The following is a 20,114-nucleotide window of genomic DNA, read 5'->3' as shown; positions in this document are numbered from 1 at the left end:
TTCCGACGCATCAGTGCAAGAAATGAGATGACATGCAGCGAGAAATCTTCGAGTCCGAGCACGATCAGTTCCGCGCGTCCGTTCGCGAGTTCCTGACCCGCTACGCCGTGCCCAACCTGAGGCGGTGGTCGCAAGAAGGCATCGTCGACCGGAGCATCTACACCGAGGCCGCGAAATTCGGATTGATGGGGTTTTCGGTACCCGAGGCCTTCGGCGGTGCGGGCGTAGCCGACGATTTCCGGTACAACGCGATTGTCGCCGAGGAACTTAGCCGCATGGACTCGGACGCGCCGGCGTTCACCCTGCAGAACGACATCATCGCGCCGTACCTGCTGGAACTGACCAACGACGAGCAGAAGGCCCGGTGGTTGCCGAAATTCGCGGCCGGCGAACTGATCGTCGCGGTGGCGATGACCGAGCCCGGCACCGGAAGCGATCTGCAGGGCATCAAAACCACTGCCCGCCGAGAGGGCGACGGATGGATTCTCAACGGCGCCAAGACATTCATCTCATCCGGAATCCACGCCGACCTCGTCGTGGTGGTGGCACGTACTGACCCCGAGGCGAAGGCGAGCTCCGCGTTCACGCTGTTTGCCGTGGAGCGGGCGATGCCCGGATTCACCCGTGGCCGCAATCTCGACAAGCTCGGTCTGCATTCGCAGGACACTGCCGAACTCAACTTCGATGACGTCCGGGTGCCCGATGAGAATGTCATCGGTCAAGTGGGTAAAGGTTTTATCCACCTGATGCACAACCTTCCCATGGAACGGCTGTCCATCGCGGTCTCGGCGGTCGCTTCCTGTCGCACCGTTCTCGACTACACGCTCACCTATGTGAAGGACCGCAAGGCTTTCGGTTCCCCGATCGGGTCCTTCCAGGCCAATCGCTTCACGCTCGCCGAACTAGAGACCGAGGTCGACATGGCCCAGGTTTACGTCGACCGCTGCATCCTGCTCCTGAACAACAAGAGACTGGATGTGACCGACGCGGCAAAAGCCAAGTGGTGGACCACCGAACTGCAGCAGAAGCTCATCTATCAGTGCCAGCAGATGCACGGCGGTTACGGTTTCATGACGGAGTACCCGGTGGCTCGCGCATACGCGGATGCGCGCATACAGACGATCTACGGTGGCTCGACCCAGATCATGAAGGAAATCATCGGACGTTCGCTTGGTCTGTGACCGACAGACGATCTTGCCTGAGGGACACGAATACAACCAGAAGGACCAGTCATGACAAACGCAGTGATCGTAGAAGCCGTCCGGACGCCGGTCGGCAAGCGTAATGGCGGCCTGTCGGGAATCCACCCGGCAGATCTCTCGGCACTCGTACTGAACGAATTGGTGACCCGCGCCGGCGTCTCGGCCGACGCGGTCGACGACGTGATCTGGGGATGCGTCGGACAGGTGGGCGAGCAGGGGTTCGACATCGCCCGCACCGCGGTGCTCTCGGCCGGATGGCCTGAGACCGTTCCGGGCGTCACCGTCGATCGTCAATGCGGCTCGTCACAGCAATCGCTCAACTTCGCCGTCGCGTCCGTCATGGCCGGCCACTACGACGTGGTCGTCGCCGGAGGTGTGGAGTCCATGTCGCGGATCACCATGGGACTGTCGGGTTCGGTCGGCGGAAGTCCGAACGGACCGAAGTTCCAGGAGCGCTACGGCGTCGACCCGAACCAGGGGATCGGAGCAGAGATGATGGCCGAGAAGTGGGGTCTGAGCCGGACGGACGTCGACACTTTTGCCGCCAGGTCGCATGAGCGGGCGGCCGCTGCTCAGGATGCGGGCTACTTCGACGGCCAGATTGTCGCCGTCCCCAACGCGGACGGGACCGTCACCAAGGATGAGGGCATCCGCCGCGGGACCACCATAGAGAAGCTCGCCGGACTCAAGACGGTGTTCAAAGAAGACGGTGTCATCCACGCCGGCAACGCCTCTCAGATCTCCGACGGCGCAGCCGCGTTGCTGGTCATGAGCGAAGAGGCAGCTGAGAAGCACGGACTGAACCCGATCGCACGGGTTCACACTGCGGCCGTTGTGGGCGCCGACCCCGTCATGATGCTCGCGGCGCCGATTCCCGCGACCGAGAAGGTCCTGCAGCGTTCGGGTCTTTCGGTCTCCGACATCGGTGTCTTCGAGGTCAACGAGGCGTTCGCGCCGGTGCCGCTGGCCTGGCAGAAGGAGCTCGGTGTCGCCGACGAGGTCCTCAATCCCAACGGAGGTGCGATCGCGCTGGGCCACCCGCTCGGCGGATCTGGTGCCCGTATCCTCACCGATCTCGTACATCACATGCGCCGCAACAATATCCGGTACGGTCTGCAGACGATGTGCGAAGGTGGCGGGCAGGCCAACGCCACGATCCTCGAGCTGGTGAAGTGATGTCGACAGCGGAAACGATTACGCCCGGCGCGCTCGTCGAACGGCGCGACAACGTTCTCGTCATCACCCTCAACCGCCCGGAGGCACGCAATGCGGTGAATGCGTCCGTCAGTATCGCCGTCGGCGGCGCGCTGGAGGAGGCGGAGAACGATCCCGAGATCCGTGTCATCGTACTGACCGGTGCAGGCAACAAGTCGTTTTGTGCTGGTGCCGACCTGAAGGCCATCTCGCGCGGTGAGGGATTGCATGCTCCCGGCAAGGAGCATTGGGGTTTCGCCGGCTTCGTGAACCACTTCGTCTCGAAGCCGACCATCGCTGCGGTGAACGGTACCGCACTGGGAGGCGGCACCGAGTTGGCGCTGGCGGCTGACCTGATCGTCGCCGCAGAGAGCGCGTCCTTCGGTCTGCCCGAGGTCAAGCGAGGTCTCATCGCGGGTGCCGGCGGCGTGTTCCGGCTGCCGGCCCAGATTCCCCATCGACTCGCGATGGAGATGATGCTCACCGGTGACCCGATCTCTGCCGCGACCGCCGAGGAGTACCGACTCGTCAACCGAGTCGTGCCCGATGCCGAGCTTCTCGATGCCGCGCTGGCCCTGGCCGAACGCATCTCTGCGAACGCGCCGCTGTCGGTCCAGGCAAGCAAACGCGTCGCACTGGGGGTTGAGAACGGTGAGATCGTCGCCGAGAAGTCGAAATGGGCTCTCTCCGAGAGGGAGTGGCAGAATCTCATGGGCTCCGAAGACGCCAGGGAAGGGCCGTTGGCATTCGCCGAGAAGCGTGCACCGGTGTGGAAGGCCCAGTGACCTCGAGGACGATGTCCCCGATCGCGGAGCCGCGGCGGGGCATGGTTCCGGGAACCTGGTCGAGCCAGTCAGTTCGGAAGGATGACGTATGAGTGAACAGGTCGAAACCGAGAGTCCGTTGTTGGTCGAACGACACGGGCACGTGGCGCTGTTGACCCTCAATCGGCCGGACCGGCGGAACGCGATCAATCGCGCGATGCGTAAGGCCATCAAGAGTGAATTGTGGAAGGCCGACGCGGACCCCGAGGTGCGGGTCATCGTCATCACCGGGGCGGGCAGCGCATTCTCGTCGGGGGTCGATCTGCCCGAGGCGCTGTCGGGTCCCGCCCCCCGGACCGAGGGCACCACACCGACCCAGGTTCTCCGTGCGGTGAGTAAACCGGTCATCGCTGCGGTGAACGGTCCGTGCTACACCGGGGCGTTCGAGTTTGCGACGAACTGCTCGTTCATCGTCGCCTCGGACCGTGCTGTGTTCTCCGATACGCACGCAAAGATCGGACTGCTCAACGGGTGGGGTGGGAGTGCGATGCTGCCGCGGGCTGTGGGGCTGCCTGCGGCCATCCAAATCATTTTGTCGGGTGACCCGGTCGATTCCGCCACAGCGCTTCGTATCGGTCTGGCGAACGAAGTCGTGGACCATGAGCACCTGCTGGAGCGGACACTCGAGATCGCGGGCTCGATCGCGGAGAGTCACCCCGGCGCGGTGCAGCGGATGCTACGGCTCCTCAAAGAGGGGGCAGGAGCCTCCACCGCTCATGCGCTGGGTCTTGAGGCCGAGGCTTCCGCAACATTCAAGCCGGACAACAAAGACATCGGTGCCCGGTATGACAAACGCCAGTCGGCCAGGGTCGCGAAGGCGTCGGAGCGGTCCGCGGCCAGCCTGCAGGAGTGAACAACGTTTCCCGCCCCGCCCAACCCCCCGACGCCCAGTCGGCAGATTCACGCGAACAACCATCCCCTTCCGCACCCCATGAGGCGAGATCGCGGGAGGGGATGGTTGTACCAGGACTGGGAATCGTCTGAAGCGTTGTGACCTCGACGCAACCACGCATCACACCGTGATGACGATGTTCTGGGTCAGGGCGACGATGATGCCGAGCACCACGATGAACGCGAAGCATCCTGCGAGCAGTCGAGCGGTTTCCCTGCGCAACCCCTCGTCGGATTGCGGCGGAAGGAAGAATTCATCGGGCAAATCTTTCACCTGGACTCCTTGATGATCACGGGATATAGACGGATTCGGCACCGGTCAGCGCGCGTAACAGCACGAGCGGGACGACCAGGAGGACGAAGAACGTGACTTGGAAACTGATGAACCACGCGCCCAGTCGCATCAGCTCGAATTTCCATCGAGCGATGGTGCGTCGTAGTTGAGGTGGTCGTCGAACTCTTGCTTCTTCGTCCTGCGCTCGTGATCGACGGAAACGGCGGTCATGACGGTCTCAGCGGATCCTGCTGCATCTGTTGACGACTGTATATCCGCTTTCGGCGCGGTGAACCGCTCCGGTCGGCAGAACCGCTCAAAGTGATTGAGACCGCGGATCGGAGGCTTGCCGGCCCAGTAGGCGATGAGGTTGGGCCACACACACATCAGCCCGATGGTCCACAGAAGGGTGATGCGGCCACCGCCATCCCCCCACTCGAGCACGGGCCCGATGCCGGGGTCGTACGTCCACCAACCCATCGCGGTGGCGGTACCCTCGACGACGAAGTCCCAGACATAGTTGACCGGAATCGCCAGCACCACCATCGATTTGAGCATGCTCCAGCCGAATCGCGATGACACCCACTGGCTCAGCCACAACACGAGCAGCGCGTGGATGCCCCAGTACACCGCGTAGGCGAAAGGCATGAAAAGCGGATCGTATGGTGTCTTGAGCGGGAGCCAGTCGAGGAGATGATGTTCGGCGAACGCCGGGCTGTAGAAGAGCATCTGGCCCCAGTCGCCGATGGTCTCCATCCAGTACACGGCGAGACTGTTGAAAAGAAACAGAAACCCCACGTCAGTCGGCGCCGCCGGATCACGTCGACGATCGCCAGGACGATGAACACCGCGCCGATGGCGGTGACCACCCAGTTGAAGAACCACGTACCCGAAGGAGATCCATCACCGATGGGGGTACCAGTTCGTCGGCCACCAGCATTGCTGCCTCTCTTTCGCACGTTGTCGAGCGGATGCCGCAGAGTCACTTTTTTTCGATCACCGAACAGTGGCATGCGGTGCCGACCGAAATCTGGCCATACCATCGCGCTGCTCAGGTCAGAGAAGAGGCGATACTTCGACAACCTAGTGCACTAACTATCGGCGTGTTCGCGGATTCGCAGATCCGTATCCATGTCTTCTGGCTCTGGCTGATACGCCACCGGTCGACCGGTCATCCGTTCATGCCCACCCGCTGCTCGAGGTTGGTGCGCCAGTCGGCTTTGCTCGACGCCGTTGCGAGTTCGGTTGCGAGTCGGTCGACGGCGGCCTCGACACTGGGAATGTCATCGACGAGCGCGGTGGAATGTCCGCCGCTGTAGACGGTCTTCCACGGCTTGACTCCGGCCGGGAGATTCGGCCGATGGCGCCCGGTCGGCGCCGGCAGGTCGGCGGGATCCAGACCGTTCGCAACGATCGACTGCGTGAGGAAGTTGGCGGGGAGCCCGGCGATCGCTTCGGTGAACAGCACATCCTCGCTTCTAGAGGACACCAGCATCTCTTTGTGGTCCGGCGATGCCCCCGACTCGGCGCTGGCGATGAATCGGGTGCCCATCACCACCAGGTCGGCGCCGAGGGCGAGGCCGGCGGCGATGCCGGCGCCGTCGGCGATGCCACCCGCGAGCATGATCGGGCCATCGAAGAACGTGCGCACTTTCGGCAGGAATGCGAATGGCGACAGCGTGCCGGCGTGTCCACCGGCGCCGGCGCATACCAGCATCAGTCCGTCGGCCCCGGACTCGATCGCCTTCTCTGCGTGCCGGACCGTGGTCACGTCGTGGAACACTTTGCCGCCCCACCCGTGGGCGGCGTCGACGACCTCGCGAGGATCCCCCATATTGGTCAAGATCAGCGGTGCTTCGTACTTGCGGAGCGTCGCGAGGGCTGCATCTCGTGCCTCTTTGTCAACGGCGGACGAGGCGAGCATGTTCACGCAGAACGGTGCGAACGTGCCTCCTTGTGACAGGGTTTCGGCCTCGGCGGTACGAATCGCGTCGAGCCAGGTCTCCAGCGAGTGCGGCGATCGCGGATTGGCGGAAGGGAATGCGCCGATGACGCCGGCGTGGCACGATGCGATCACCAGGTCCAGGCTCGACACGATGAACATGGGTGCGGCCATGACAGGGATCCGCAGCCCGCTCCACGGAATTTGCACGTCTTCTTCTCCTCGATCGACGAAAGCTACCTTGCTTTGCAGTATAACTAAGTTAGCTTGGTAGAGGGATCGAGGAGGCAAAGGTGGCCAATAAAGCGATGGAAGCAGGACAAACGTCCGGCGAGATCACCGACTGGCGAGAGCGATTGACGCAGCTGATGGCGGACTACGCTCGCCGACCTCGCCCGGCGACGTCGAAGGAGCGTGCTGCCGCCGCACGTCGGTGGCAGTCGGAGCTGGTCGACGCAGGTCTCGCGGCGCCAGGCTGGCCCCGGTCCGCGGGCGGCATGGAACTCGAGCTCGAAGACCAACTGGACTACTACCGAATGACCACCTCGGCGGGGGTGCCGAAGCACCCGAGCAGTATCTCGTTCATCGTGGCGCCCACCCTCATCGTCTATGGGACGCAAGAACAGAAGGACCGCTTTCTCGAACCGCTGTTGCGTGCGGACGAGATCTGGTGTCAGGGGTTCTCGGAGCCGGGTGCGGGTAGCGACCTGGCGTCGCTGTCAACGAGAGCGGTCCGCGACGGCGACAACTATCGGGTCACCGGACAGAAGATCTGGACCTCGCAGGGCGACCACGCGGACTGGATGTTCGCGCTGGTCCGCACCGGCCCCGCCGGCCGGAGTACAGCAGGCATCAGCTATCTCCTCATTGACATGAAGTCCCCGGGAATCGACGTGCGACCGCTGCGTGACGCGTCCGGCGCGGCGCACTTTGCAGAGGTCTTCCTCGACGACGTGGTGGTCCCGATGGCCAACCGGGTCGGCGAGGAGGGCGAGGGATGGAGCGTGATGCGCACCTCGCTCGGGCATGAACGAGCCACTGCCTTCCTCGCCGACGAGTTCCGCTACCGAACCCTGGTCGACAAGGTCATCCGACTCGCGATCGGTCGTGGAAGAGCCGACGACCCCATCGTCCGGCAGGAGATCGCCGAGATGGAGGCCGGTGTCAGAGTTATCGCAGCCAACAGCTCGCGAGCGCTGGCGGCGGTCTTGCGCGGGGAGGATCCGGGCGCCGTGGCCTCGGTCAACAGACTGGTCAAGTCCGAGTTCGAGCAGCGGTTGCATCGGCTCGCCCTGCGCCTGACGGGACCCGGCGCAGCGCTCGGCAACCGGTCGCCGGGCGCGGTTGACGGTGGTCGATGGACGTACGGCTACCTCATGACGCGCGCATCGACGATCGGCGCCGGGACAGCCGAGATCCAGCGCAACACGATCGCTGAATCGGTACTCGGGCTACCGTCGCATCGGGGTGAGGGCACCCGCTCCGCGTCGATCACTCCCGGCCGACCCTTGACCGTGTCCGACGAGAACGAGGCTGACCTTCGCGCCGTCCTCGGCAAGGCCGTCTCTACGTCGGTGACCACAGCGGCGCTGATGTCCCGAGCGGAGACTCACGACGACTACGACATCGGGCTCTGGGACGAACTGGTCAAGTTCGGCCTGCCCGGGCTCGCTGCCGCCGAAGACCTCGGCGGCGGAGGCGCGGGTGTGCGCCTGCTGTGCGCGGCCGTCGAGGAGGCTGCATTCAATCTCGCGCCGGTCCCGCTCGTCCCGACCGTGATCGCCCTCGAGGTGGCTGTCGCCGCGCAGGGCCGTGAGGTGGTTTCCGCGATCTGTGCCGGGGCGACCGCGGCGCTGGTCGTCCCGTTGTCGGACCGCGGTTGGTCCATGGAATCAGGTCGGTTGCCCATTCTCGACGGGAACCGGTTGACCGGCAGCGTCGGCGAGGTGCCCGGGGCTCCGGTTGCCGATCAGCTGGTAGTCGTCGCGCACGACGGCGTCGGGCCGGTCATTGTGACCTGCAATGCCGCGGCGGCGTCGATCTCGGTGCAGGAGGCTCTGGATCTGACCGCCACCATCGGGACCGTTGACTTCGAAGCGACCGAGGTCGAGGTGCTGGCGCGGGGCGACGACGCTCGACGGTCGTTGGCCGAAGCCCGCCGAATCGCGGAGCTGGTGATGGCCGCCGACTCGGTCGGCGTGGCGAATCGAGCATTGGCGATGGCCGTGGACTGGGCGGGGCAACGCGAACAGTTCGGTCGCAAGATCGGCTCGTACCAGGCGATCTCGCATCGCTGTGCAGACATGCTCGTTGCTTCCGAAGGGGCCAGGAGTCAGGTCTTCGCGGCTGCGGACATGCCACCGGACGACCCCGACGCTACGCTGGCCGCCCACCTCGCCACCTCGGCAGCGCTCGATGCGGCCGTCTCGGTGTCGGAGGATTGCATACAGGTCCATGGCGGTATCGGATTTACGTGGGAGCATACGGCTCACCTGCTGCTGCGTCGTGCGGTCTCGAATCAGGTGCTCGTCGGTCGTCCCGAACAGCTGCGTGACAGCGCTGCGCAGCTTCTCGTGGACCGGCTCGACCATGGGTACTCAGATGAACGCCGGTGATCACGAATCGACGTCGACGAACCTCGCAGACGTCTTTCGGACGGCGCTGGACCGCCACGATGAGGTCCCCGTCGTATACGCCGGGTTCGACGGGACCCGTCTCCTGACTGTCCGCGAGCTCCACCTCGCGGCACGGTCCGTGGCCGCCGGGCTCGCTCGCCTGGGGGTTCGACCAGATGACTCGGTGGCGGTTCAGCTTCCGGGTGGCGTACAGCGGCGATCGCCTATCAGGCGGTATTCCTGCTGGGCGCCACACTCGTTCCGATCGTCCACGTCTACGGCCCCGCCGAGGTCGACTTCATCCTGCGGCAGTCCCGGGCGCGCGTCCTCGTGACAAAGGAGAGATGGCGCTCGGAGTCCTACCTCGACCGCATCAGCGGGTATCGGGACGTCCGCACCTTGCGGGATGTGGTCGTGGTCGGCGCCGCGCCGGCCGGGTGCGTGGCCTGGTCTGATCTGATCGCCACCACCCCGGCGCCGCTCGCCGCCTCGGAGGCTGACGCCGATGACGTGTGCTTACTGATCTACACCTCCGGTACCACCTCGTCACCCAAAGGGGTTCTGCATTCCCACCGCACACTGCTCGCGGAACTGAACTCCGCTCCAGCGGTGATGGCGGCCGAACCCGACGCCGTGCAGCTGGTGTCCTTCCCCCCGGGGCATGTCGCGGGGGTCGTGAGCTATCTGCGCCCGATGGTGGCCGGTTCGCGAACGGTCTTCATGGACGCCTGGGACCCGGCGCAGGCCGTTCGATTGATCGGCGAGTATTCGGTGACCTCGACCTCCGGAACGCCGTTCCACTTGTCGGGCCTGCTCGACCTGGCGGACAGCGGAGTCGAGTTGCCGTCCCTGCGCGAGTTCCTGGTGGGTGCCGCGACGGTTCCGGAAAGTCTGATACGTCGGGCGGACGCTGCAGGCATCCGTGCTTTCCGTTGTTACGGCTGCACCGAGCACCCGACCGTCACGGTCGGTAGTGCCGACGATCCGCTGGATGTCCGCATCGCCACCGACGGTGCCCCCCTGCCCGGGGTGAGTATCCGGATCGTCGGTACGGACGGGAACGAGGTCGTAAACGGAGTCGACGGCGAGATCCTCACCCGTGGGCCGGACCGCTTCATCGGATACCAGGATTCCGAGCTCGACCACGACACATTCGACTCCGCAGGTTGGATGCGCACCGGAGATCTCGGCCGTCTCGACGCGAACGGCCGACTGACCGTAACCGATCGGATCAGGGATGTGGTGATCCGCGGTGGGGAGACGATCTCGTCCAGCCAGCTCGAAGACGTTCTCCTCTCCCATCCGGCCGTCGCCGAGGGTGTGATTGTCGCCGCCCCGGACGCGCGTTACGGGGAAGTCGTTGCTGCCGTCGTTGTTCCGGTATCAGGCGCCCGAATCGAACTCATTGACATCGCGGAACACTTTGCCGTTGCCGGCCTGGCCCGGCAGAAGACGCCGGAACGCCTGGTACTCGCGACTCGTTGCCGAGGACCGCGGTGGGCAAGGTTCGCAAAGCTGATGTTCGAGCGGCCAACTTCGGCTGATGAGGAGCGAGATGTACTCGGCAGGTGAACCGTGACCACGACGATGGATCTGGGACTGCTCGCGCGCGAGCACGGCGAGAAGCCGGCAATCGTCGTGGCCGGGAGCGGTGCGCGATTGTCCTATCGGGAACTCGATGAACAATCGAACAGGATCGCGCACCTGTTCCGCGACCGCGGCCTCGTACCCGGTGATCACATCGCTGTTCTCATGGAGAATCGGGTCGAGTTGCTGCCCGTGGTCTTCGCGGCACAACGCGCCGGCCTGTTGTACACCCCGGTGAACTGGCATCTGAGGCCAGACGAAGCGGCCTACATCGTCTCCAATTGTCAGGCACGGATTCTCGTGTATTCACATGAGCTGAGCGGCCTTGCTCATGCGGCGCTGGCGCAAGCGGACGCGGTCGAATCGGTGTACGTCGTGGGTGGGCCCGACGGGACCGCCGACCTCGCAACAGCCGCATCGGCGTATTCGGACGGCCCCATCGCGGACAGCGTGGAGGGGGCGTACATGCTGTACTCTTCCGGCACGACGGATCAGCCCAAGGGAATCGTGCCGACCATGACCGGCAATCCGTTCGGTACCGGACTGGCGATTGATCACATGATGCGAAGCGCCTTTGGATTCAGTTCGGACGGAGTTTATCTCAGCCCAGGTCCGCTCTATCACGCCGCGCCGCTCGGTTGGACGATGGGTACCATACGCAATGGTGGTACTGCGATTGTGCTGGAAAGGTTCGATGCCGAGGATGTCCTTGCCGCCATCGACACCTACGGTGTCACCCACGCACAATTCGTTCCGACCATGTTCGTGCGGATGCTGAAACTCCCTGCCGAGGTGCGCTCGTCACACGACGTGTCGTCGTTGCAGGTCGTCGTCCACGCCGCAGCGCCATGTCCGGTCGCGGTCAAGAGGCAGATGATCGAATGGTTCGGCCCCATCATCGTCGAGTTCTATTCCGGTAGTGAGGGAACCGGGTTCTTCATGATCGACACTGCTGAGTGGCTGACCCACCCCGGGTCGGTCGGCAAGGCTGTTCTGGGTGTGCCCCACATCTGTGATGACGAAGGCCGGGAGTTGCCCCCCGGTGAGGTCGGCACGATCTGGTTCAGCGATGTCACCAGGTTCGAATACCACGGGGAACCGGGAAAGACAGCCGCGGCCTTCAATTCACAGGGCTGGAACACGCTGGGGGATCTGGGTTATCTGGATGCCGACGGATATCTGTACCTGTCGGCGCGTAGGACGGACCTCATCATCTCCGGCGGCGTGAACATCTACCCGCAAGAGATCGAGGATGCGCTCATCATGCATCCGGATGTCGCGGACGCGGCGGTGCTGGGAGTCGCGGATGACGAGATGGGGCAGCGTGTGTTCGCAGTGGTCGAACCCACGAGTCCCGGCCGCGCAGGGCCGGACCTGGAGGCCGAACTCGTTGCCTACCTACGTGAACGCATCGCGGGCTACAAGGTGCCGCGTGGTTTCGCCTTCGATCTGATCCCTCGCCTGCCCTCCGGCAAGATCCTGCGTCGAAATCTCTCGTCCAGATTCGATACCACGGACCCCCGGGCTTGACGGATCGCCCACGTCATAGCCGCTGTCGCGCCCGACGGACCCGTGCGCAACGGCATCTTCGTATGCCTGGTGAGCTAGGTGGTGAGTCAGAAACCGCTGCAGTATTACATGGTGAACTAGGTAACATATCTACCGGAGCGCTTGCGCTCCGACCAAGAACCACGCTGTTGTATCGGAGGTTTCAGCAATGAAGGTCGGGTTCATTGGGGCCGGACGGATGGGCTGGCCCATGGTTCGACGGTTGCGAGCCGGAGGCCACGAGGTCATTCTCTCGACGCGTCGCCCCGAAGTCAGGGCAGCCGCAGAAGAGGTGGGTGTGACGGTCACCGACTCGGTCCGTGATATCGGCGACGAGGTCGCTCTGATCATCACGTGCTTCTTCTCCGTCGATCAGCTGCACGATGTGGTTCATCGGCAAGGCCTGCTCGAGGCGCTCGGTCCGGCGAGCACGCTAGTGAGCCACGCGACCGGAGCTGTCGATGCGCTGCAAGACATTTCGACGGACCTGCGGGCGGCCGGACACCGGTTGGTGGACGCGCCGGTCAGCGGAACGGCGGATGACATCGATCAAGGTGCGCTGACAGTCCTGATCGCTGGCGACCCGGTAGCGGTTGATGGAGTCGATCCAGTGCTGAGAAGCTACGCGAGAGCCATCGTTGCGTGTGGCAATGCGGTGGGCGATGCGCAGAAGGTGAAGCTCGTGAACAATCTCCTGTTTGCCGCGTCGTCTCAGATCGCGGTGCAAGCCGCGCATTTCGCTGCGTCGCTCGGAGTGGATCCGGCTCTGATGTTGCGGGCTGTGGGCGAGTCGAGCGGCAACTCGTACGCACTCGAACAACTGAGACGATTCGGTGACACCGACTCGTTCGTTACCGGAGTGGGCCCCTTTCTCCGCAAGGACGTCGGTGCCTGCCTGGCGCTGGCAGACGAGCTCGATGTCGACCCGGGCTGTTTGTCGCAGCTTGTCGAGTCCGGTCCGATCGGCGACCTGACCGGATAGGGCACGGACGCGTCGCGGCCGGGTGCGACCCGCCCCAGACGAAGATGCCCGGATCGATTCGATCCGGGCATCTTCGATTCCGTCGGCTACTTCGCGACTTCGGCGTCCTCGGTGTCGTGGGCCCCGAGGTAGGCGTTCTCGATGAGTTCTGGTGAGGCGGCGAGTGTAGCGGCATCGCCTTGTAATACGTTGCTGCCGTGTCTGAGTACCAGGGCTGTGTCCGCTATTTCCAGGGCGAGTTGGACGTGCTGCTCGACGAGTATGACTGCGGTTCCGGTGGTGTCGGCGACGGTGCGGACGATCGGTAGCAATCGTTCTACGATGACCGGTGCCAGCCCCATGCTCAGTTCGTCGATGAGGAGCACTTTCGGGTGTTGCACAAGCGCACGTCCGATCGCCAGCATCTGCTGCTCGCCGCCGGACAGGGCGCCTGCTGGCACTTTCATACGCTCGGCGAGCCGGGGAAAGTGTCCGAGGATGATGTCGCGCTGTGCAACCCACGACCTGCGTGAGCTGACCGCGAGTCTGAGATTGTCCTCGACGGTGAGGCCGGTGAACAGGGCGCGGTCGTCCGGGACCAGGACGAGGCCGGCCTTGGAGGCACTGCGTGCGTGACCCGGTTTGACCCCGCGTCCACCGATGCGGACGGTCCCCGCCAGACCGGGCAGCAGTCCGGCCAGCGTCATCAGGATCGTGGTCTTCCCGGCGCCGTTGGGGCCGAGCAGTGCGAGGACCTCACCCTCGTGCAGTTCGAGGTCGAAACCGCGCACACAGGGTCGTCCTTCGGAGTAGCCCGCGTCGAGGTCGGAACATGCGAGTACACAGCTCATGCTTTCAGCTCCTGTCCGGTGGTCGTCATGCGGCGCTCGTCGTGAGGTGCAAAACCGCTGACGGGTGGGACGTCGCCACTGTGGGTGGCACCGAGATATGCCTTGGTGACCGCACGATCGTTGCGGACCTGTTCGGGGGTACCGATGGCGATGACCCTGCCGAGGTCGAGGACCACGATGCGATCGCAGACGTCGAGCACCAGCTCCATGTCGTGATCGACCATCACGATGGTGAGCCCCGCGTCACGGATTGCGCGGAGCCGGTCGCCCAACCACATGCTCTCGGTACTGTCGAGTCCGGCGGCCGGTTCGTCGAGCAGAACCACGCGCGGTCTGCCGGCGAGTGCTCTTGCGACAGAGACCAATTGCCGTTGTCCCTGCGAGAGTTCCCGCACCGGACGATCGATCACGGTACTGAGATGGAGTACCTCGTAGAGGTCGTCGAGACCGGCGTCGTCGAGCGGCGGACGATCGGGTCCCCGGTGCTGCGAAGCGGTGGTGCCCACGGAGACGTTCTCGCGGACGGAGAGATCGTCGTACAATTCGATGCCCTGGAAGGTGCGGGCGAGCCCTTCTCGGCTGCGTCGATACGGTGGCAGAGCGTCGAGTTTCTCGGCCAGGAGGGTGACGGAGCCGGTGGCATCGGCGAATCCGCTGAGGGCATCGATGAATGTGGTTTTACCGGCGCCGTTGGGTCCGATGAGACCGATGATCTCGCCATCACGAACATCGAAGGACACATCGTCGAGCGCGACGACACCCCCGTATTGGACGCTCACACCCTCAGCGGACAACAGCACGTCACCGATGGGCCGTTCAGGCCCGGCATAGGGCTTGATGTTCCCGCCGGTGATGTCGAGATCGGCCACCGCGTCGCGCTGCGGCGCCTTCGTCAGTTTCGTTCGTACCCAGGTGACGTTCTTCTGGATCTCGGAGATGATTCCCTCCGGATTGAAGATGACGGTGACCACGAGCAGGATTCCGGTCACGACCGAGTAGTAAGCACCCACGTTGGCGACTCGGTCGAGGAAGATGAACAGAATTCCTCCGGCTCCCATGACACCGGCGAGCAATCCGCCCGACACACACGTCACACCAGCGAGGTACACGACTGCGAACATCGCGATTCCCCCCATGGCGGAGAAGGATTCAGGCACTGCCAGCGTCTGTTGGTAGGCCATGAGCGACCCGCCGATACCGGCGATGAAGGCGCCGACGCCGAACGCGATCATCTTGGTCCGCGACACGTTGATTCCGGAGGCGGCCGCAGAGCGTTCATTGGCCCTGACGGCAAGCATGGAGGCGCCCAGGCGACTGGTCCGCAGTTTGACGGTTGCCAGCGCGGTGATCACCAAGACAATCAGGCACAGGATGCCGAATGAGATCCTCGGATACGAATCGCCCGAACCGATTCCGAGGTCGAATCCGAACAGTGACGGGTCTTCGACCTTTGCCCCGTCGCTGCCTCCGTTGAACTTGTTGTTGCGGAACCAGAACATCTCGAGGAACACCGCGAGGCTCAAGGTCACCACAGCTACCGGAAGCCCTCGAATCCGCAGGGCAGGCAAACCGACCACGAGGCCGACAACGGTGGCCACCAGAGCGGCGAGGATCGGTGCAAGGGGGAACGGGATGCCCCAGTCGGTTGTGAAACGGCTGAGCATGAACGCGGAAACACCGGCCAGTGTGAGCTGCGCCAGCGAGATCTGGCCGGCGAACCCGGTCACCACGACCTGTGAGAGGGCAACGATCGCGAGGGTGATGCTGACGATGACCGCACCGCGGTAGCTGCCGTCCGTGAGGATCAGGAGGCCGAGCGCGAGGACACTCGCGACGAGGGTCGGAACCAGCACATTCCGGGGTCGGGTAGCGGTTCCGAGCGTGTTCTGCACGATCGCGCCGCGCGAGGGCAGCGGTTTTCCGCGGAACACCAGGAAGACGAGGATCAGGATCAGGGGGATGATCTCGGCCATGCCGGCCTGCGGTAGCCAGCTGACGGTGGACTGTAGATGGGTCATCTCCGACTGCAGCACACCGATGGCGAGGCCGGCCGCCACTGCGGGTCCGATCGAACTGAAGTTGCCGACCAGCGCGGCGGCGAGAGCAGGAACGATGAAGAGCGTGTACGAGATCGGGATCAGCGGGACGATGGGTGCGATCAGGATGCCCGAGAGACCGGCGATCATGGTGGACAGTGTCCAGTTGGCGTAGGCGATCCGTTCCGGCGACAGACCTGTGACGATCGCGCCCTTCTCGGACTCGGCGGCGGCACGGGTAGCCAACCCGAACCGGGTCAGTCGGAAGGCCAGGATCAGCAGGACGGTGAGCATGACGATGATCAGTGCGAACCAGACCCGATCCGAGGGGACCCGAATGGAACCAAAGGTCCAGATCTCAGTGGGCAGGATGGCGTCCACCGACACCGGGGTGGTGCCGACCCTGGCCGCCAGCAGAGCTTGGACGGCGAGCATCAGGGCGATCGAGGCAACGGCCTTTGCTGTTGCCGGGGCCGTCCTGAGCAACCTGAATACCGCGAAATACATCAGGATGCCCAGGACGCCGGCGATGATCAGTGCGATCCCCATAGCCGGTAAAAGCCCCAGCGGCCCACCGAGATCCAGGGTTTTCGGCAGACCCGGGATCGGGATGAGCAGCGCACCCTCCCGGAGGTAGGCGTACGTGTACGCAACGTAGAGCGCGATGGCACCGGTTGCGAAATTCACCACGCCCGAACTCCGATAGGTCATGACCAAGGCAAGGGCCAGCGCCGCATATACGGCGCCGTTGCCGAGTCCCAAAAACAGGAACTGGAGATCTTGGGTCATCAGAAAGCCTCTCGAACGATTCCGGGCGTTAAGGAGAACTTGGAACTACTGGACGAGCTGAGGATCGGTCAGCTCGCCGTCCTCGAAGGTGGAAACGATCGAGCCGGTGCTGCAGACCGACTTCATCCCGGGTGCGGCAGTGCCGTCGCAGGTGAACGTGATCCCGTGTCCCGCAGGAAGAACGACGTCCCTTGCCGATGCAATCGCCTTGCTGATCGTGGCGGGTGATGTGTCGCTGCCCTGCACCGACTGTGCAGCACGGACCAAACCCAGCATGCCCTGGTAGCCGATGACGGCGTAGCCGGTGGTGTCGGTGTCAGGAGAGTACTTGTCCATCACGCTCTTGTAGAGAACGGTCTCCGGGTCGTCGGACACGATGTCCGCGGGGGAGAAGACGTGGACACCGTCGAGTGACGAGCCGACGGCCTGTACAACCGAGGGCGCCGCACACGGCTGAATGGACATGCGATCGGCCGTGGTGCCCAGCGTGCCGAGTGCCTTGAAGGCGGCGGTGCACAGGTTCGACTCGCCGATGACGATCACACCTTCCGGGTTGTCCCCGAGCCCGGCGCTGACCTGAGGAGTCGCGTCGGGCGTGCCCGGCGGAATGGGGACGATCTTGAGGTCGACTCCCTTGGCCTTGAACGACGGTGTACCCACTGACTCCAGCCCGCTGATTGCCGCCGGCACGTCGATGGTGTAGGCGGTCACCTTCTTCATGTTCTTCTCGCCGGCGTAGGTGGCCATCGACTGGAGCGTGCCCGGCAGCCCGCCCGTCCACATGTAGGCGTTGTCGCTGGTGAGCTCAGAGGGTGCCTGACCTGCCGCGGAGACATACGGAATCCCCGCGCCGGTGATGATCGGCGCCATCGAATCGCCCGATCCGGTGCTCGTGACCAGGACCGCAGAAACGTTTGCCTCGACCATCTGATTGGCGCAGTCGCGTGCGGAGTTCGGGTCCTCGGTGTTCTTACAGGTGACCAGTTCGATCGGACGGCCCCCGATGCCCCCCAGGTTCTCATTGGCGTACTTGACGACTGCCTCGGCAGCCTCTCGGTTCTCGGGCTGCGAGATTGCCTGCCCGCCTTCGTTGTTGATCAGACCGATTTTCACCGGATCGCCGGCAGCGGCCTTGCCGGGAAACGAGCCCTCGGGGGCTGCGACGCTGGCCGAGGATGAGGAGTCGGCGCTGTCGTCGTTGCTGCACGCTGCCAATCCGGTCAGCGCGACGGCCGCGGCTGCGGCCGCGACGACTGGGGCAGAGCGCGAGCCTCTGAACGTTTTCATCGGGAGTCCTTCTCGGTAGGTATAGGAGTCGGCTGGAGGTCATCGCGCGATAGAACTTGCGCGCCATGGCATCGGTCTCCAGCCGCCTTCTTCGGTCACCTAGATAACTAGGTAGCCTCGCAACTATAAGGCAAGGAATGATCTATGTCACTAGGAAGATCTACTGTGATCCAGAAGACTGTCGACCCGCGGTTGGCGAAGCCCGAGCGGAGGACCACGTCGCGACGCTTCTCACGGGCGCCGCCACAAGAGGAAACTCGATACGAACGGCGACAAACGAGTGCGAAGGGCCGCGAGAGGGCGAACCAGGGCGGGAGCGGTGGACCGCCCGCGTCAGTGCGGACGGCGCACCGATCTCATTCGTTGCGGAGCAGCACCGCGCCCGCAGGCACCCCGCCGCCGGCTGTGACGACAGCGACTTTGGCGTTCGGGACCTGGCGGCCCGGTGCCTCGCCACGCAATTGCAGGACCGCCTCGCGGAAGAATCCGTAGCCGTGAGTGCGTCCCGCGGACAACTGTCCGCCGTGCGTGTTGACGGGAAGCCGACCGTCGATCGAGATACCGCGACCGCCATCGATGAACTCTTGGGCGCCACCGATCTCGCAGAACCCGAGACCCTCCAGCCACGACAACGCGTTGAAGGTGAAGCCGTCGTACAGCTCCGCAACATCGACATCCGCCGGTCGTAGGTGGGTCCGACTCCACAGGTGCGCTGCCGGTCCGAGTGATTGCGGCATGTGCGTGAGAGTTCCCTGATCCCAAGAGAGCGGTTCGAGGATCTGCGTGCCCACGGCTTCGATGAAAACCGGGACACAATCGAGATCGGCCACTGTCTCCTTCGCCGAGACGATCACGGCCACTGCACCGTCGACCGGAACATCGCAGTCGTAGAGACCGAACGGAGATGACACCATGCGCGCGCCGAGATAGTCGTCCATGGTGATCGGGTCGCGATACACGGCTTCAGGGTTGGCGACGGCGTTCGTCCGGGCGTTCACGGCAATCGCGCCCAGGGTCTCCCTGTCGGTGCCGTATCGGTGGAAGTAGTGCGACGCCTGCATCGCGATCCAGTTCGCGGCGGACATCGCTCCGAACGGAGCCCGGAACTCCGTCATTCCGGTGGCCCTGCCGCCGCCTTCATGCCATGTGCCCGCACGGACCAGCGTTGAATGGGTCGACTCCCAGACGGTGCGGAAGCACAGGACGTGTCGGCACAGACCGGAGGCGACGGCAAGCATCGCGGCCACGATCGACCCGTTCTGTCCGGGGGTGTCACCCCCGCCGTTGATCCACGTGGGGCGGAGGTTCAGTGCTTGCTCCACCGGCATGATCCCGCCCTCGGAGATGCCACCTTGGTGCGCGCCCGGATACGTGGACAGTCCGTCGATGTCTTCCAATTCGAGTCCGGCGTCAGCCACTGCCTGCAGGCACGCGTCGACGGTCAGCGACAGTGGGTCGACCATCAAACGTCGACCCACCTTCGACTGGCCGACGCCGGTGATCGCGACACGGTCCTCGAACTTCGTCGACGACGCCATCGGACGCACCAGTCCCGAGTAGTCCACCGGTTCAGGCAGGGGGCCGTCGACATCCGGAAACTCAGGGTCTGGTTCGAAAAGCGGGAGCCAGATGCCGTCGATCGCCCGCTCGAAGAGAACGCGCACCCGCAGGCCCACGCGGACGTCACCGGGGTCGCAGTTGACAATGTTCGTGGTCAGGCGAGCGCCGTCGTCCTCTGCGAGGGCGACAATCGCAACCACGTAAGGGGGCGGAAGGTCCGGTAGCCACTGCTGCGAGTTCACCGTGAACCCGACCACCGTTCCTCTGCCGGAGGTCTGAGTCATCCGCAGATCCCGGCTCCGGCAGACCCGGCACATGGTCGGCATCGGATGACTCCATGCACCGCAGTCCTCACACTTGGCGACACGAAGTACCTCGTCGGCGCCCGACGCCCAGAACTGCGCGCTGGACAGCGTCGGCTGCGGGAGGGGCCTGCTCGATTCGGCCCTGCTCGGTTCGTTGTTGTCCACGGCGGCGCTCCTCCAGGTTCGACTGATAGCCGAATCCACTTGAGACATATATGACTATCATTCTGATTCGCGAAGTTCAGAGG

General features: G+C 64.1%; 14 protein-coding genes and 1 pseudogene. 8 read left to right on the top strand and 7 right to left on the bottom strand.

Features of this window, described 5'->3' with window-relative positions; genetic code table 11:
• Positions 1 to 32 precede the first annotated feature (32 nt).
• The 4 genes from KTR9_RS15245 (at position 33) to KTR9_RS15230 (ending at position 4,073) form a co-directional block, all read left to right on the top strand.
• Positions 33 to 1,181, top strand: a complete 1,149-nt coding sequence (locus KTR9_RS15245; RefSeq protein ID WP_014927107.1) for an acyl-CoA dehydrogenase family protein — start codon at positions 33 to 35, stop codon at positions 1,179 to 1,181.
• A 51-nt stretch (positions 1,182 to 1,232) separates the two neighbouring features.
• The gene (locus tag KTR9_RS15240) at positions 1,233 to 2,378 is read left to right on the top strand and encodes a thiolase family protein (protein WP_014927106.1); all 1,146 of its coding nucleotides are present in this window, start codon (positions 1,233 to 1,235) and stop codon (positions 2,376 to 2,378) included.
• On the top strand, positions 2,378 to 3,181 hold the full coding sequence (locus tag KTR9_RS15235; protein ID WP_014927105.1) for a crotonase/enoyl-CoA hydratase family protein: 804 nt from the start codon (positions 2,378 to 2,380) through the stop codon (positions 3,179 to 3,181). The genes KTR9_RS15240 and KTR9_RS15235 overlap by 1 nt, the downstream gene beginning before the upstream one ends.
• 88 nt (positions 3,182 to 3,269) lie before the next feature.
• Entirely contained in the window at positions 3,270 to 4,073 is an 804-nt protein-coding gene (locus KTR9_RS15230) for an enoyl-CoA hydratase-related protein (RefSeq protein WP_014927104.1), read from the top strand.
• Between the two features lie 159 nt (positions 4,074 to 4,232).
• Here the strand turns inward: KTR9_RS15230 and KTR9_RS27720 are convergent, their stop codons facing one another.
• From KTR9_RS27720 to KTR9_RS15215, 3 genes and pseudogenes are all read right to left on the bottom strand, one after another.
• Positions 4,233 to 4,385 carry a DUF7156 family protein gene (locus KTR9_RS27720; RefSeq protein ID WP_193363194.1) on the bottom strand — a complete coding sequence of 51 codons (153 nt, stop codon included), beginning with the start codon at positions 4,383 to 4,385 and terminating at the stop codon, positions 4,233 to 4,235.
• A 16-nt stretch (positions 4,386 to 4,401) separates the two neighbouring features.
• A pseudogene (locus tag KTR9_RS15220) lies at positions 4,402 to 5,325 on the bottom strand (hypothetical protein).
• Positions 5,326 to 5,556: 231 nt separating this feature from the next.
• Positions 5,557 to 6,501 carry an NAD(P)H-dependent flavin oxidoreductase gene (locus tag KTR9_RS15215; RefSeq protein WP_044506824.1) on the bottom strand — a complete coding sequence of 315 codons (945 nt, stop codon included), beginning with the start codon at positions 6,499 to 6,501 and terminating at the stop codon, positions 5,557 to 5,559.
• Positions 6,502 to 6,635: 134 nt separating this feature from the next.
• Between KTR9_RS15215 and KTR9_RS15210 the strand changes: the two genes are divergently transcribed.
• From KTR9_RS15210 to KTR9_RS15195, 4 genes are all read left to right on the top strand, one after another.
• On the top strand, positions 6,636 to 8,942 hold the full coding sequence (locus tag KTR9_RS15210) for an acyl-CoA dehydrogenase family protein (protein WP_044506823.1): 2,307 nt from the start codon (positions 6,636 to 6,638) through the stop codon (positions 8,940 to 8,942).
• A 219-nt stretch (positions 8,943 to 9,161) separates the two neighbouring features.
• Complete coding sequence (locus KTR9_RS15205) at positions 9,162 to 10,514, top strand: AMP-binding protein (protein WP_083888971.1); 1,353 nt, start codon at positions 9,162 to 9,164, stop codon at positions 10,512 to 10,514.
• Positions 10,515 to 10,529: 15 nt separating this feature from the next.
• The gene (locus KTR9_RS15200) at positions 10,530 to 12,059 is read left to right on the top strand and encodes an AMP-binding protein (protein WP_044506821.1); all 1,530 of its coding nucleotides are present in this window, start codon (positions 10,530 to 10,532) and stop codon (positions 12,057 to 12,059) included.
• 127 nt (positions 12,060 to 12,186) lie between these two features.
• Complete coding sequence (locus KTR9_RS15195) at positions 12,187 to 13,059, top strand: NAD(P)-dependent oxidoreductase (protein ID WP_274518067.1); 873 nt, start codon at positions 12,187 to 12,189, stop codon at positions 13,057 to 13,059.
• A gap of 86 nt (positions 13,060 to 13,145) precedes the next feature.
• Here the strand turns inward: KTR9_RS15195 and KTR9_RS15190 are convergent, their stop codons facing one another.
• The 4 genes from KTR9_RS15190 to KTR9_RS15175 all read right to left on the bottom strand — a co-directional run bounded on the left by KTR9_RS15190 (position 13,146) and on the right by KTR9_RS15175 (position 20,031).
• Positions 13,146 to 13,889 carry an ABC transporter ATP-binding protein gene (locus tag KTR9_RS15190; RefSeq protein ID WP_014927096.1) on the bottom strand — a complete coding sequence of 248 codons (744 nt, stop codon included), beginning with the start codon at positions 13,887 to 13,889 and terminating at the stop codon, positions 13,146 to 13,148.
• A complete protein-coding gene (locus KTR9_RS15185) occupies positions 13,886 to 16,714 on the bottom strand; it encodes a branched-chain amino acid ABC transporter permease/ATP-binding protein (protein WP_014927095.1) in 2,829 nt (942 codons plus the stop codon). The genes KTR9_RS15190 and KTR9_RS15185 overlap by 4 nt, the downstream gene beginning before the upstream one ends.
• A gap of 45 nt (positions 16,715 to 16,759) precedes the next feature.
• The gene (locus KTR9_RS15180) at positions 16,760 to 18,001 is read right to left on the bottom strand and encodes an ABC transporter substrate-binding protein (RefSeq protein WP_014927094.1); all 1,242 of its coding nucleotides are present in this window, start codon (positions 17,999 to 18,001) and stop codon (positions 16,760 to 16,762) included.
• 356 nt (positions 18,002 to 18,357) lie between these two features.
• Positions 18,358 to 20,031 (bottom strand): thiolase C-terminal domain-containing protein, encoded by a 1,674-nt coding sequence (locus KTR9_RS15175; RefSeq protein ID WP_014927093.1) that lies wholly within the window; start codon positions 20,029 to 20,031, stop codon positions 18,358 to 18,360.
• Between the last annotated feature and the right edge of the window lie 83 nt (positions 20,032 to 20,114).

Origin of the sequence: Gordonia sp. KTR9 (assembly GCF_000143885.2) — a bacterium.
In the GTDB taxonomy this organism is placed as follows: Bacteria; Actinomycetota; Actinomycetes; order Mycobacteriales; family Mycobacteriaceae; genus Gordonia.
Note: the sequence above shows the minus strand (reverse complement) of the source record. Positions and strands in the feature narration are given on the sequence as shown.